The sequence below is a fragment of the Desulfosporosinus sp. OT genome, assembly GCF_000224515.1.
Lineage (GTDB): Bacteria > Bacillota > Desulfitobacteriia > Desulfitobacteriales > Desulfitobacteriaceae > Desulfosporosinus.
Window position 1 is genome coordinate 29,234 of the sequence record NZ_AGAF01000281.1, and the last position, 14,012, is coordinate 43,245.

The 14,012-nt window shown below is 40.4% G+C and carries 12 protein-coding genes; 2 read left to right on the plus strand and 10 right to left on the minus strand.

Annotated features, from left to right (window positions below):
• Positions 1–162: 162 nt before the first annotated feature.
• A complete protein-coding gene (locus DOT_RS27525; RefSeq protein ID WP_009624942.1) occupies positions 163–924 on the minus strand; it encodes a DedA family protein in 762 nt (253 codons plus the stop codon).
• Positions 925–1,139: 215 nt separating this feature from the next.
• Positions 1,140–2,813 carry a methyl-accepting chemotaxis protein gene (locus DOT_RS27530; RefSeq protein WP_009624943.1) on the minus strand — a complete coding sequence of 558 codons (1,674 nt, stop codon included), beginning with the start codon at positions 2,811–2,813 and terminating at the stop codon, positions 1,140–1,142.
• A 363-nt stretch (positions 2,814–3,176) separates the two neighbouring features.
• Between DOT_RS27530 and DOT_RS27535 the strand changes: the two genes are divergently transcribed.
• Positions 3,177–4,064 (plus strand): phosphatidylserine decarboxylase, encoded by an 888-nt coding sequence (locus DOT_RS27535; RefSeq protein WP_009624944.1) that lies wholly within the window; start codon positions 3,177–3,179, stop codon positions 4,062–4,064.
• Positions 4,065–4,116: 52 nt separating this feature from the next.
• Here the strand turns inward: DOT_RS27535 and DOT_RS27540 are convergent, their stop codons facing one another.
• From DOT_RS27540 to DOT_RS27570, 8 genes are all read right to left on the minus strand, one after another.
• Positions 4,117–5,139, minus strand: a complete 1,023-nt coding sequence (locus tag DOT_RS27540) for a glutamate cyclase domain-containing protein (protein ID WP_009624945.1) — start codon at positions 5,137–5,139, stop codon at positions 4,117–4,119.
• Positions 5,140–5,496: 357 nt separating this feature from the next.
• Positions 5,497–8,148, minus strand: a complete 2,652-nt coding sequence (locus tag DOT_RS27545; protein ID WP_009624947.1) for a TetM/TetW/TetO/TetS family tetracycline resistance ribosomal protection protein — start codon at positions 8,146–8,148, stop codon at positions 5,497–5,499.
• A gap of 245 nt (positions 8,149–8,393) precedes the next feature.
• A complete protein-coding gene (locus DOT_RS29255; protein ID WP_009624948.1) occupies positions 8,394–8,510 on the minus strand; it encodes a MerR family DNA-binding transcriptional regulator in 117 nt (38 codons plus the stop codon).
• 78 nt (positions 8,511–8,588) lie between these two features.
• On the minus strand, positions 8,589–9,410 hold the full coding sequence (locus DOT_RS27550) for an RMD1 family protein (RefSeq protein WP_040413579.1): 822 nt from the start codon (positions 9,408–9,410) through the stop codon (positions 8,589–8,591).
• Between the two features lie 149 nt (positions 9,411–9,559).
• Positions 9,560–10,000 carry a GNAT family N-acetyltransferase gene (locus tag DOT_RS27555; RefSeq protein WP_040413580.1) on the minus strand — a complete coding sequence of 147 codons (441 nt, stop codon included), beginning with the start codon at positions 9,998–10,000 and terminating at the stop codon, positions 9,560–9,562.
• A gap of 183 nt (positions 10,001–10,183) precedes the next feature.
• Positions 10,184–11,689: a flotillin family protein gene (locus DOT_RS27560; protein ID WP_040413581.1), complete on the minus strand. Its 1,506-nt coding sequence runs from the start codon at positions 11,687–11,689 to the stop codon at positions 10,184–10,186.
• Between the two features lie 12 nt (positions 11,690–11,701).
• Positions 11,702–12,229, minus strand: a complete 528-nt coding sequence (locus DOT_RS27565; RefSeq protein WP_009624952.1) for a hypothetical protein — start codon at positions 12,227–12,229, stop codon at positions 11,702–11,704.
• Positions 12,230–12,269: 40 nt separating this feature from the next.
• Complete coding sequence (locus tag DOT_RS27570) at positions 12,270–12,938, minus strand: PspA/IM30 family protein (RefSeq protein WP_009624953.1); 669 nt, start codon at positions 12,936–12,938, stop codon at positions 12,270–12,272.
• Between the two features lie 272 nt (positions 12,939–13,210).
• Here DOT_RS27570 and DOT_RS27575 point away from each other — a divergent pair, with 272 nt between their 5' ends.
• Complete coding sequence (locus tag DOT_RS27575; protein ID WP_009624954.1) at positions 13,211–13,795, plus strand: DUF1836 domain-containing protein; 585 nt, start codon at positions 13,211–13,213, stop codon at positions 13,793–13,795.
• The last annotated feature ends 217 nt before the right edge of the window (positions 13,796–14,012 follow it).

Genomic DNA, 14,012 nt, shown 5'->3' on the forward strand with positions numbered 1-14,012 from the left:
ATTTATACCCTTAGGGGGTATATGTATAGTATAGATTCAGAAGATTTATTTGTCAAGAACAACATCTTTCCCTCTGAACTTTCTTCGCACTTTCATCCATTTTCCCATAAATATTAAATTCATAAGTAAAAACACAAACTAAAAACCATACTCCGCTTACAGTCAAACTTGTAACCACTCACCAACTTCATGGAAAACAAGATCCTGAATCAATCCCATCAGTGTGATAAAAAGCATGATAAAAGCGAGAACTCCTACCAATATAATAACACGCCTTCTACCTAAGGCCTGATACCAGCTGGGCAGGAGCGAAAGTTGGTTTTGCAACCACGAAACTAAACGTTCGTGCCTCTTATATATAAGGAAGAACATTAGGAAGAATACTACAGCGGTAATTCCCAAAATGCGAGAATAACGATGAATGATCGGTAGTATAGTTTCCCATCGACTACCTAGAAGTCTACCAAGAGTTATAAAGAGGGTTGTCCATAGGGTTGCTCCAAGATAGGCAAAGAAGGCAAATTTTCGGTAACTCATTCTACTCATACCGGCAACGTAGCCGGAGATATGGCGGACGCCAGGTATGAAGTATCCTGCGGTCAGAAGTTTCCCACCATGCTGATGATACCAGTTCAACACATTTTCTATCTTTGAGCTTCCAGCATGTTTTTTTAGAAGCATAAAGACTTTGCGTTGGAAGAATGTTCCCAATAAATATTCGATTGTAATAGCTGTGCAACTGCCCAACGCTGCAAATATAACAGCTAAAACAGTATTTAGCTGACCCGAATAAGTTAAAAAGCCAACGAAAGTCATTAGAAGTTCATCAGGAATAGGAAGTCCTAAAATGGAAATACCTACAGTCAAATATAGTCCTACATACCCATACTGCGAAATATAGTGGAAAATAAGCTGAGAAGTCATGATTGCTCCCTTCATCCAAAGCTAACAGCAAGTTTAAGACGCTCTACGATGTGTACATGTTCTAACCAATAGTCAAAGCTAGTTTTTCCGAAAAACGTCCTCAAATACTCCCGTCTATGCTTAGGCTAAAAGAATTAAAACAAGGGATGCCAGTTAACTGACATCCCCGAACAGTGACTCACTAGTGGACAACACACCACCTAAGAGGTGAGTACTTAAACCCTAAACTTAGAGACAACCTCTGACAATTCGGTAGCATTTCCACTTAGTTGTACCATAGCGTGATTAACTTTTTCTAGATCGATTGAAATACCTGCTGATGCACCTGCCACCTCCTCCGCTCCAGCTGCCCCCTCACTGATTGTCTGGGTGACACTTGTTATAGCTATAGCTATCGAGTTTACCACTTCAGCAAGATTCTTGGACATATTAGAAAATCCATTTGTCAGGTTTAAAACCGTATCCGCATCCTGTTCATATTGACTACCCGTTTCTAACAATTTGCTATAATCAGGTGCTACCACATCATTAATGAAGCGAAGGCTGTTCTGTGCGCCTACAGAAAGGTCTTCTTGGGCTTTGATAACTTTTCCAACCAGTTGCTCGATCTCTTTTACAGTCTGTGAGGATTGTTCCGCTAATTTGCGTACTTCCTCAGCCACGACAGCAAATCCCCTGCCATTTTCTCCGGCCCTCGCCGCTTCAATAGCAGCATTCAAGGCTAGTAAATTGGTCTGATCAGCAATGGCAGAAATTCCTTTGGTCAACGCCGCAATTTCCTGAACGACTTTCGATTCCTCTATTGCTTTTTTCAGCGCCTCTTCTTCCTTTTCATAAATTCCTTGCGCTTTAATTTGTGCTTGAATGGCTTCTTGTTTCAAGTCTTTGGCCCTTTTATCAATAGCCATGGCTTGCATATTTCCGCTACTTGCGCTTTCTTCAAGTTGACGAATGGAGTTTTTAAGTTCGTCACTAGAAGCTGTAATTTCCTCAGCAGCAGCGGCAATTTCTTGGAGTCCTGCTGCAACCTGTTCTGTAGAAGCCGCCATTTCTTGCGAACTGCTTGCAACATTAGTGACCGCCTCAGTAGAATCACTAGCTGCTTGATTGATGTCTTGCGTTACTGCTGCAGACTTCTTGACCATTGCTCTTAGCATCTGGGCTGCTTTACTAAGGTTTGTGACGAGAACTCCAATTTCATCCTTGCTACCCTGGACTTCAATGCTCAGATCGCCTTCGGCCATCGCTTCGGCTAATACCAAACCTTTAGATATTGAAGTCTTGACTGAACGCCTGATATAGATAAGCACCGCAATACTGATTATGACAGCAATACCAAACAAGATTAGGGTGATAGAAATTACCTTCCTCACCATAAGAGGAGTATCTGACGTCTCACTAGACATCTGATGTCTTTGGTAAGCTACATAATCGTTAATAGCTTGGATAGCTGCTGTGTTATCGTGAGCGGCTATATTTACCATATATTCGATAGCAGCAGCTTGACCTTGGGTTTTATAAAGATCAACCATTTTTTGCGGATGGGGCGAAAATTTACTAATCGCTGTAACTACTGGGGCAAGTTTTTCTTTGTCGGTGGCCTCAGTCTGTAAAAACTGTAAGTCCTTATCACCCATAATTTTTGCATTCTGGAAATCTTGAATGAACTTTTCGTTACCTGTAGCTAGGTATCCCCTTATTCCTGCTGCTTGTTGCGAAAATTGAAGGGACAAATCTTGAGCAGTAGTTTGCATTGGTACTCGATGTGTAGCGGCCTTTTGTACAATTCCACCTAACATATCCACTTCATAATAAACCTCGCCAACAATAACCGACATTAATGAAATAAGTGCTATGAAACTTAATAGAAGTTTGGTTGCCAGTTTCATCGAAAGTCTCCTCCTGATTTAAAATTGTGCCGAGACATGCAACGACAGAGAAGTTACTCTCCTGCACGAACCTCTTTAGATAATGATACAATATAGAAGTAAGTACTAGTTCAACATAAACTACCAGTTTCCTCTAATCTTAGACTTAATATTTCATTATTTTTTCGTATTTAGCTCACCAGAATGCGCTCGGGTAATTTATTTCCTCAACAAAAGGTTGTGATTCACGCAGGCTTAGTTCTCTCATTTCTTATATTTTTTTCGGGGAGCCAGTCAAAGACTCAGAGCTTTGTGAGAGACCTCTTTCCACTTGCTAAAACGTCAAGAAATAACTTACAATATCTTCTATAGGAGTTGCTGCATTTGATAAAGTATTATAATCGGAAAAACAAATCCTACGAAATAGAAAAGGTAGCCGGAGAAAAGGTTTTAAATTGGACCTACGCCTCCCCTATTGGCATGAATCTTTTGGAAGCAATTATTAAGAGAAGAATGTGTTCAAGCCTCTATGGTTGGTATTTAGACAGATCAATAAGCAGGAAAAAGATTAACTCTTTTATTACCAAATTTAACATCGATATGTCTATTGTCGAAAAGAAATTGAAGAATTTCTCATCCTTTAATGACTTTTTTTATCGCAAATTAAGGTCTGAGGCCCGCACTATCGATTGGGATAGCCATTCACTTATATCATTTGGGGATGGGAAGCTTTTTGCTCATGAAAAAATAGATTTAGATCGACTGGTTCAAGTCAAGGGTTTTACGTATAGCCTTAGAGAATTGATCAAAGATGATCGAGTTGCTCAGAAATACAATAAGGGGACATGCTTGATTTTAAGACTCTGTCCGACGGATTATCACCGCTATCATTTCATAGACAGCGGAACCTGTGAGGATACAAAAAAAATCAAAGGCGCTTACTATTCTGTCAATCCAGTTGCCCTTCATAAAGTAGCGAAAGTTTTTTGTGAAAATAAAAGAGAATGGAGCACTTTCCATTCAGATCACTATGGTGATGTTTTATATGTAGAAGTAGGAGCAACCTGCGTTGGCTCAATTGTACAAACCTATACTCCCCAAAAACGCGTGAATCGTGGAGATGAAAAGGGGTATTTCAAGTTTGGCGGATCCACAGTAATCCTATTCTTCGAGGCGGATAAAGTTACAATTGACGAGGACATCGTTGAGCAAACCAAGCTAGGTTATGAAAGTTACGTTTTAATTGGCGAAAAGATTGGAATTAAACAGTGACCTTCCTCCCACTGTTACATATTTGTTGGGTGGCGACACATTATCGACTTCTTCATCCGTTTAACAATGTTTGTTTGATCATAGAATGCATTAGGGATAGGGCATTTTTAGTCTGAAGCATCGGGACCCTATCCTCACTATATAGAGGACGGTTAATTACTCCATCCACCGCCCCTGAATCAACAGCTCTACGAATTATTGTTTCGACATCGATTTCTAGAAGAAGATTAGGTTTATTCACTAATGCGGCAATTGAAGCGCCTACCGCATAAGCACCCCAGTTAGATATAGATGCCATAACAGTGATATCTGATGGTACAATGCACGCAATATGTTCACCGTTTGGCACTACTTTTCTAGTAGTTTCGCCTATTTGTCCAGTACCAAGTTCGTTCCCTCCGTCACCAATACCAATGGTTAAAATCCCCAGTTCAGAGGCTGCTTTAAAAAGTGCTCCACCATTTACCACTAATTCATCAGGAATTACTCTACCCTTCATGGTGTGATATTTACCATCGCGAGCGGGACCGGGTGCTTCAATTGAAATTATCACAGCGGGTTGAATTTTCAGTAGTAAATCTTTCGCTGCCATTTCTCCCTGCACTCTGTCAGAAGTAAATGGTATCACTCCAGCGACACTCGCTGTATCTCTTTCTATTTTCGACCGAACTGCGGTTGGCATATCTGAAACTATAAGTCCTGCGCCTTGTAAAGCAGCGGACACTACTCGTATGTAAAGTTCCGATGTAACCACCATTGGTATGACCCCGAATGCTTCGTCCAAAATTCGTGCTAGGTATGCAACCCCTATAGGCCCATCTGTTTCGACTAATCCCTTTAGTAACCATGTGAGTGAAGGGAATCCGGTAACGAAAAGCACAGGACTCTGAGGACGAATAACCCTTTTTAATGCAATGGCTGCAGTAGTTGTTAGTGGATAAAGCTGCAATTTACGAGCTGCTGTATATAATTCAAGTGCGATACCTCGCCCATTAATGTCGAAACTGATTAGCCTATCTAAATTCTCCCCAATCCTATCGATTAAATCATTGTTGTTGTTAACGTTTATAGACATGATGTTGGACAGTCCCCTTCATTCGGCATTCTCACGATATCCTATGGCTTAACAAGCTGTTATGTGTCAAGTCATTGGCAACTTGTCATTTGCCATATTCTACATATTGGGCAAGACAATAAAAAACACTCCTTTAATATCAATTAAAAAAGCGCTTACAACATTCTCCATCTAATTTTTCGGTTCAGAGTTGATATTTCTTCCCATGTCTGCTTTTAGACATCTTCTCAACTATTAAACTTTAATATCCTTTGCTAATCTCAATATGATTTACCATTCCGGAAAAATCAGGACAAACGGCTAAGTTCTTTTTGAAGATTCTGCAATAAGAAAAGCTCGATGTCCAAACTATTTTGTTTACTTATCATTTTCTTTTTTAATCAGTTTTTCCATCTGCTGTTTTGCTTCAAGAGGTAATACATCCAATAGATAATTACGGTCTCTTCCCTGTATTTCCTGGTATTCCCGATTTATTTCTTCATTAGCCCTTTGGATCTCAGACTTCAGTTCTCTGGCAGATAATAAGGCACATCCTGCCCCCCTGATAATGATCTGCTGTAAACCGTCTGACGTTGCAACTACTATATTATATTTTTTCTGATTATCGTGGGCAAATTTTTCAATATACTGGTCCGCTGTTTGTGCCTCTTTGGTATATACCATATGGATATTATGATAGTCGATTATTTCCTCAAGACGCCCCTGAACAAGGTAAGCATCAAACACAACGATAATCTGACATTTTTGAATCCCCTGATAATTACTTAGAGTATCGAGTAATTTCATCCTGGCGCTGTCCATATTGTCATCTGCAAGCTCTTTCAGCTCAGGCCACGCATAGATAATATTATAGCCGTCAACAAGGAGATACTCTTCCTTGGTTTCCTTCTGTCTGCCGACATAGGTAACAGGTTCATAATACCTTTCGAGGGCTGTTTTACGTCTTTTCCAGGCAGACTTCTTCCCTTGGTTCGCATAGAAGGTGTTATTGATAATTTGGTCAATCTCAACTAAACTGATCCACCTCTCTTCTGTGTATGAGGCCTGGTTTTGGGCTGTTTCTCCCAATAAATCGTCTTTTTTCTGAAGATAGCTTTCAACATGCATGTAGTCCTTTACTTCATCCCAATCCACCAAAAAGCCTGCACCATGCGCACAAAATACAGAACTTGTCGGATTTTCTATGTCTCTTTCAAAATCATATCCGATACTTTCTATGACCTCTTCCGCATTATGGCATGGTTCGTACCCTTTCAGGCTGCAAAACAGCCTGCCAAGACCTTTGGTATAGGCAACTATCTCTTGCTGATAATTCCTCATGGTAATAACAGGGGCACTCCCCACAAGAACCACCATCTCGCCATTTGTCTGTGATATTTCGCATGTGCCATGCATTTTCTCAATGTCATTCATAGCTCTTCCTACCATTTTCACAGGCAATTCGAGCTGAAAGGCATAAAACGGCTCCAACAATATGGACTCTGCCTCCTTTAAGCCCTGGCGCACTGCGCGGTAGGTAGCCTCTCTAAAGTCACCGCCTTCTGTATGCTTATTGTGTGCTCTACCTGAGACTAAAGTAATTTTCATATCTGTAATCGCTGATCCTGTTAGAATTCCTTTGTGAGCTTTTTCTTCCAGATGGGTTAAAGTAAGTCTTTGCCAGCTTTTGCTTAAGCTATCCTCACTGCATTCTACTCCAAATTGCAGACCACTTCCCGTCTCACCCGGCGTAAGTAACAGGTGGACCTCTGCATAATGCCGCAATGGCTCAAAGTGACCTACCCCTTCTACGACATTAGCAATGGTCTCCTTATAGACAATCCTTCCTGCATCGAAGGCCACATCAACACCAAAACGGCTTTTTATAAGGCTCTGCAGAATTTCAATCTGCACCTCTCCCATGATCTGTGCCTGAATTTCCTGTAACTGCTCATCCCAGACAATATGAAGTTCCGGCTCCTCTTCTTCAATCTGACGCAGCTTGGGAATCATCACTCTTGGGTCACAGCCTTCCGGAAGTATAATCTGATAGAACAGTACGGGTTCCAATACCGGAGTATTTGAAGCTTTCTCTATCCCTAAGCCCTCTCCCGGTCTGGTTTGGCTGAGTCCTGTTACTGAGAATACAGAACCTGCCTCTATCTCATTCACCGCCTCGAATTTCTGTCCGGAATAGATACGAATTTGATTAACCTTCTCTTCCCAAATGCTATTCGTTAAGACATCTTTCACCTTAAGCTTTCCACCTGTAAGCTTCATGTGCGTAAGACGGTTTCCCTGCTCGTCTCTTGTTATTTTGAATAGTTTAGCCCCGAATTCATCGGGATAGTTAGGTATCAAGGCATACTTTACAATGCCCTGCATAAATTGCTCAATGCCCTCTAATTTTAAAGCTGAACCGAAAAAGCATGGAAATACTTTGCGCTCCTTGACAGCTTTTTTAATCTGCGCAGTTTCAACATGTCCTTTTTCCAGATAGGTATCCATCATTATTTCATCACACATGGCCAGTTGGTCGTAAAAGCCGTCTGTCTTAACTTGTTCAAATTCAATGCATCCATCATCCAGCTGCTTTTTTATTTCTTTCATTAAATTGTCCTTATCTGTCCCATTCTGATCCATCTTATTGACGAATAAAAAAACAGGTATCTGATACATGTGAAGCAGCTGCCATAATGTTTTGGTATGCCCCTGCACCCCATCCGCACCGCTTATCACTAAAATGGCATAATCCAGCACCTGAAGTGTTCTCTCCATTTCAGCCGAAAAATCGACATGCCCTGGAGTATCTAGTAAGGTAATCTGAGTCTCACCTATTTCAAATATGGCCTGCTTGGAGAAAATTGTGATTCCTCTTGCCCTTTCTAGCTCATAGGTATCTAAATAAGCATCCTTATTGTCGACTCTTCCCAATTTTCCAATTTTACCGCTCAGATAAAGTATACTCTCTGATAATGTCGTCTTGCCCGCATCCACATGTGCTAATATTCCAATGACTAATTTTCTCATAATCTATTTCAAATCCTTCATTTGTCTGTTGTTAAAACCACAGCTCGTTTAGGCTTGTATGTCGATCTTCATTTATGATACCAGTAAGTTTGAAATTTAACAATTTTATGGTATTACTTTCACATTAAAAACAAAAAACTTAAAATTTTAATAAGTCTTTTTGTAAAACATTATATCAAAAGAATTAAAAAGGTAAGTTAATGTAAATTATGATTTTTCACACTAGCTTACCACTTAGAATTCACTTAGATGATCCATAATAGATGCTGATCTTCAACAAGCCCCATTTGCTCATAATATCGCAACATTCTTGTGGAAATACCATAATATTTTAGAACTTGGCTGATTGTTTGTAACTCCATGAGTTTCGACTTCCTCTTTAATAAGAGCAATATTTTTATATAGCCGTTTAAAAGTTACCCTGTTGTCTTAATTGTTCTTTATTTTATTATCATTGAAATGACTACTAGAACAATTTCGATTATGATAAGAATGATAATCCCCCATTCTAGTCTATTGCCCCGCTTTGCGTGGCCAAGCTCGGTAAACACTTTTGTGATGTCCATGAGCATTTCAGACTTGAGCCTGATGTTTTCACATCGATCTGTCAATTCAAACAGAGGACTAAGTTTATCGAACAATATTTCAGCCTCTTCGTTCATCCAGGTGATTTCTGGTTTATCGAGTAACATGATATATGAAATTGTGCTTAATCTAAATCCTAGAATACGTGCTGACATTTTAGCTAACTCTTTATCTGAAACAGTTAAATACCCACGTTGTAAATATGTCACAATGCCCTCAATCTCATCCAGTAATTTATCAATATCAATCTCTAATCGTTCCAGAGCCACTGACTTTGCTAATACTGTACCTATAATTTCTCGCTGATAGCTTAATTCGCTTGAAGCTATCATGTGGTCATTATTGATTGCAGGTTTTTCTTCAGGTGAAATTTCTATTTTGTAATCGTCAAAATAGTCTATTGTAGTGATCAGTGCGAGGCCTTTTTCAATCCGCCCTAAGTAATGTATTATATCCATGATTTCATGATGCTCACAGTTCACAAAGACGATGCTACCAAAGGGGAATACATAGATTGATTTGTCTGTTGATTCACGGACAATACCCTTAAGAGCATCTCCATTAAGTCTAAGCGATTCTTCCCATCGGAATTTGTGTTTGATACCGAAGTGACTGGCAATCATATTTAAGCTAATTTCATTAATTAACGCAACTGCTTGAAAATTAATTGTAGCCATATGATCATCCTCTACATAAATTTTGAACATTAATAACCTTATAATGGTAAACCGTGTGGAGCTGGGCTACGCTACCTTTAGACTAGCGTATACACCTTTCATGAGTTTATACTAGGCCTTACATAGAGGAATTTGGATGAAAACGGAAATCATTTAATAATCAGTTTCTTTTTATATCCTTTATGTGTATCAGGATTATATCCTACAGATTCATAAAATCTACATGCCTCAATTCTATCGCTTTCAGTTACGAGAATTATTTGAGTGCAGTTTTTTTCAGAAGCTCTTTTTTCAAGCTCAGATAATAATACTTTACCAACTCCTCTGTTTCTATACTTTTGGTCAATTATCATATTCTCTAGAACCAAAAATGGTCTACAATCGCCATATAGTTCTCCGCAAATAACCCCCATTACAGAACCAATTAGGCAATTGTTTTCAACAACACTCAGTAATATGTGCGAATCATCTTTCATAAACAGGTTAAATTTTTGATCCATGGTATCAACACAAGAATCTTCATCCCAAAATTGTCTGTATAATTGAGCCAATTGAGGAATGTCATCAACAATCATTTCACGTACTATCACCCTATTTCATTGACTCCTTTCATTCTCTAAACTCAAGAGTTCTTCATAAGTTGCTAAATCCCTCCAAATCGATGCCTATAAAAAAGACGCTTAAACGTCAAAATGGTTGGCACCTGGAAGTAACAAACGAAGAAAATTCTAGACTGCACGTGTTACCGTGCAGCCTAAAATATCACGATATTTTTAAGCCTGTTTTGTATCTCCTCTCGGTGTTTGTCCTACTAGATCAGTCGTCTTGGTCAGTTGTTTCACCATTTTTTCCAGGTCAATCCCGGATACATTTTTTAACATCTCTGGAGCAGTTGCCATGAGTGAGGTAACATAATTGCTTACCCTGGCTGCTCCTTCCCCGTGGCCGGTATCTACGATAGTCAGTTTATCTATGGATTTCAAAGGTTCGGCAATCTTTCCGGCCAGTTCAGGCAGCATCTTGACGATGATGTCCAGCACAGCCGCCTGTCCAAATTTTTCAAAGGCATCGGCCAGTTTCTCTTTAGCCTCCGCTTCAGCTAGACCCTTGAGCCTTACTACCTCAGCTTCGGCAGTTCCTTTAGCCTTTTCGGCATCCGCTATAGCCAGACCTTCAAGACGTTTTTGTTCTGCATTCGCCTTGGCTTCAGCCTCAATCTTATATTTGATAGCATCTGTTTCCCTCATTCTCTTGGCCTTATCAGCCTCAGCAGCCTGTTCTACTGCATACCTATCAGCGTCTGCCTTTTTCTTTACTTCCGCGTCATACTGTTTCTCTCGGCGCAAGATTTCTTTTTCTTCAATTTCTATCTCTTTTTCTTTCTTGACCAGAGAAACCTTCATCTGTTCTTCGGTTACCTGTTGCTGTGAACGCGCTTCTTGAATATGATAAGCTTGATCAGCCTCGGCTTTAGCTGTGTCCTGATCTTTTTTATATGAAGCTACTTTAAGCTCTTTTTCCTTAGTTGCTTCGGCGATGCTTGTATCTCTGAGCAACTCAGCTTTCTGACCTTCTTCAAAGGCCTTGGCTTTCTGGATCCGGGTATCACGAACTGCTTCAGCCTCTGCAACCTCTGCGTCCCTCTTTACGGCAGCAATCCTTGGTTTACCTAAGGCTTCAAAATAACCGTTTTTATCGCGGATGTCCTTGATAGTAAAGGACACGATTTGCAAACCCATTTTTTTCAAGTCCTTGGCCGCAACTCCCTGGACCTCCTGAGCAAATTTGTCTCTATTGCGGTAGACTTCCTCAACTGTCATAGTCCCCAAAATCGCCCGCAGATGTCCTTCTAGAACCTCCTGGGCCTCCTGTTGCAAGGCTTCTGTAGGTTTACCCAGGAATTGTTCTGCTGCCGTAGCCACATCTTCGACAGAACCGCCAATTTTGATGATCGCTACCCCATCAGCCATAACCGGTACACCCTGTTCCGTATATACCTCTGGCGTGGTTACCTCAAGCTTGTGCGACAGTAGGGATACAAATTCCGCTTGCTGGAAAATTGGAAGGATGAAGGCACCTCCACCACGAATGATTTTAATCTTGCGGCCCGATTCGTCAGTATGAACATTTTTGCTGCCCAGGTAGGAACCTGTTACAATCATGGCCTTATCCGGTCCCACCGTCATATACCTAGCCCAAAAAGCCAGTCCAAGGACAATGATGACTCCCAGCACGATCATGGGAATAATCATAATACTTAATCCAAAATCCCCCAACATCCCATCTCCTCCTTATATTTCATAACGGAAAACGTAGAGCACGCCGTCTTTTACTTCTCCAACCACAACCCTCACCCCAGTCGGTATTTCTACCTGGTCAAGATTGGCAGCAATTTGGTTGGTGTTACCGGCTCCAACTTTGACAACCACTTCTCCATAACCTCCGACCGGAATTGGCACAGAAACCTCGCCAATTTTACCGACAAGATCTTTAATTGAAAAACCAGTAGAATTCTCACTGTTTTTCATGGGCTTCACATAAGAAAAATAGACTAAAAATGAAATTGCTATAGAAATCATCAGGGAAACAATGGCGGCCGGAAAGGGTTCTAGAGGTGTATATTGATACAGCATAATCCCGGAGCCTCCAAAGATGGTGATTGCCCCGACCAAAACCATCGGCTGCAGAAAGTCAAGGTGATCCATGGAGAGGGAGTCGAAGAATCCGCCAAATATATCGCCTAAGATATCCCCAAATATAATTGTAACCAAAGCAAAAAGTACTCCGCTAATTAAACATATCCAGTATAACTCAAGCACAACTATCCCCCCATGTGGAATATACTTTCTGCCAGCCAACTTATTCGCCTTTTGTAATAAAACTCTCCTTTAAGGCAGCTAATTCCAGTTCTATGTCACTTCCATCATCCAATAGTTCCAATTCCTGGTCAAGAGTTTTATCCTTTAAGTCCCCGGCCACCTGGGCCTCAGCTTCCATACGGAGGACCTTATCCTCCATTCTGTCAAAATTCCGACGGCTGCTGTCCTTGCCAAACCCGGTCAAAACTCCATAGATTTCTTTTTGGGCTTTGGCAGACTGCACCCTGGCTACCAACGTATCTCGTTTAACACGTAATTTTTCGTATTCATTTTTCATTTCTTTCAACTCAGACCTGAGTTTTTCAGTCATTGAGCTGCAGTTTTCGTACTGGAGACGATAGTCCCCGGCCTTAGCCTTGTTGACTTTCTTGTCTTCAAGAGCTTTACGGGCTAGGTCTTCCCGGCCCTTTCTCAGGGCCTCAATAGCCTGCGCCTCACGTTTCTCAACCATAGCCCAAGTATCCTCTAATTGGACTTTGAACTTCCAGGCCACAGCCAAGTGCCTGGCTACAGCTGCCTCAGCATCTGCGATATCCTCTTCCATATCTCGTAGGTATTGGTCCAGCATTTTTTCTGGGTCCTCAGCCTTATCCAGCCGAGAGTTAAGATTTGCCCTGATGTTATCACTCACCCTCTTAAATAAACCCATAAAATTTCACTCCTTTACCGTATTTTTGTAAGTTTAATATGTAACCTCCTTTCTAAATACCTAACTTTATCTTGACTTCCATAATATATCATCTGATAACAATATCTACAACTCGTAGTTTTCATTACCACATTGATTTCTGGCTTGAATTTCCTATATTAGGGTGATATTTCTCGCCCTTGCTCAACGTAGATATTAAAGCCACATAATATACTAATCGTTATATTGAATAGTAGTAATTGATGCTTTATAATACAAATGAGGTGATTAGTATGCAATTCAATCAAGAAGCTCTAAAACAATTAGTGAAGGAACTCTCCTTAACCGAGGATATTAAGATCTCCGAGATTCCAGATATTGACTTGTACATGGAACAACTAACTTCTTTTATGGATAGTAGGCTAGGAAACCAAAAGCGCGACGATCAAGATAAAGTCCTTACTAAAACGATGATCAATAATTACACCAAAGCCGGGCTTGTGATGCCTCCAGTAAACAAAAAATATAACAAAAGACATATTATCCTGTTGATCCTTATCTATTATCTGAAGAATATCTTGTCGATTAACGACATCAAAAGCCTATTCGGACCTGTGCTTAATAATATTTCAACACCAGAAGATGATTTAATTTCCCTCGAGGACATCTACTCGACTTTTCTTGAGGTGAAGGACATCGAGTTAACTTCGTTTTACGAAAGCATGATAGAAGAATCCAATATGATAAAAGAAAAGACTGATGTAATTGACAAAGAAGGCAAAAACACAGCCGAGTTATTTCTCATTGTTATTATGTTAGTAGCCCAAGCAAATGCCCACAAAAAACTAGCTGAAAAAATAATAGACAACTATTTCTAAAAGCATAAATAACCCTTAAAGAAAACTTGGCTGGCGCCCACGAAGACACTGTCTTCGCACGTATTAGCCTTCTTGTTAGCCTTAGCGAAGGCGGTCACTTTAGTTGCACTGATTCTCCAAAAAGTATACAACGAAGATTATGCTTACTGATTAGTCCAAATTAACATCGATGTGTTTTTGGTTCAGACAGCCATTTGCCCTGTTTCTAATGTAACTT

Bases quoted from the DNA above. Each gene is read 5' to 3' on its own strand.
- DOT_RS27525 (WP_009624942.1), bottom strand. From the start codon at position 924: ATGACTTCTCAGCTTATTTTCCACTATATTTCGCAGTATGGGTATGTA.
- DOT_RS27540 (WP_009624945.1), bottom strand. From the start codon at position 5,139: ATGTCTATAAACGTTAACAACAACAATGATTTAATCGATAGGATTGGG.
- DOT_RS27545 (WP_009624947.1), bottom strand. From the start codon at position 8,148: ATGAGAAAATTAGTCATTGGAATATTAGCACATGTGGATGCGGGCAAG.
- DOT_RS27550 (WP_040413579.1), bottom strand. From the start codon at position 9,410: ATGGCTACAATTAATTTTCAAGCAGTTGCGTTAATTAATGAAATTAGC.
- DOT_RS29255 (WP_009624948.1), bottom strand. From the start codon at position 8,510: ATGGAGTTACAAACAATCAGCCAAGTTCTAAAATATTATGGTATTTCC.
- DOT_RS27570 (WP_009624953.1), bottom strand. From the start codon at position 12,938: ATGGGTTTATTTAAGAGGGTGAGTGATAACATCAGGGCAAATCTTAAC.
- DOT_RS27560 (WP_040413581.1), bottom strand. From the start codon at position 11,689: ATGTTGGGGGATTTTGGATTAAGTATTATGATTATTCCCATGATCGTG.
- DOT_RS27575 (WP_009624954.1), top strand. From the start codon at position 13,211: ATGCAATTCAATCAAGAAGCTCTAAAACAATTAGTGAAGGAACTCTCC.
- DOT_RS27530 (WP_009624943.1), bottom strand. From the start codon at position 2,813: ATGAAACTGGCAACCAAACTTCTATTAAGTTTCATAGCACTTATTTCA.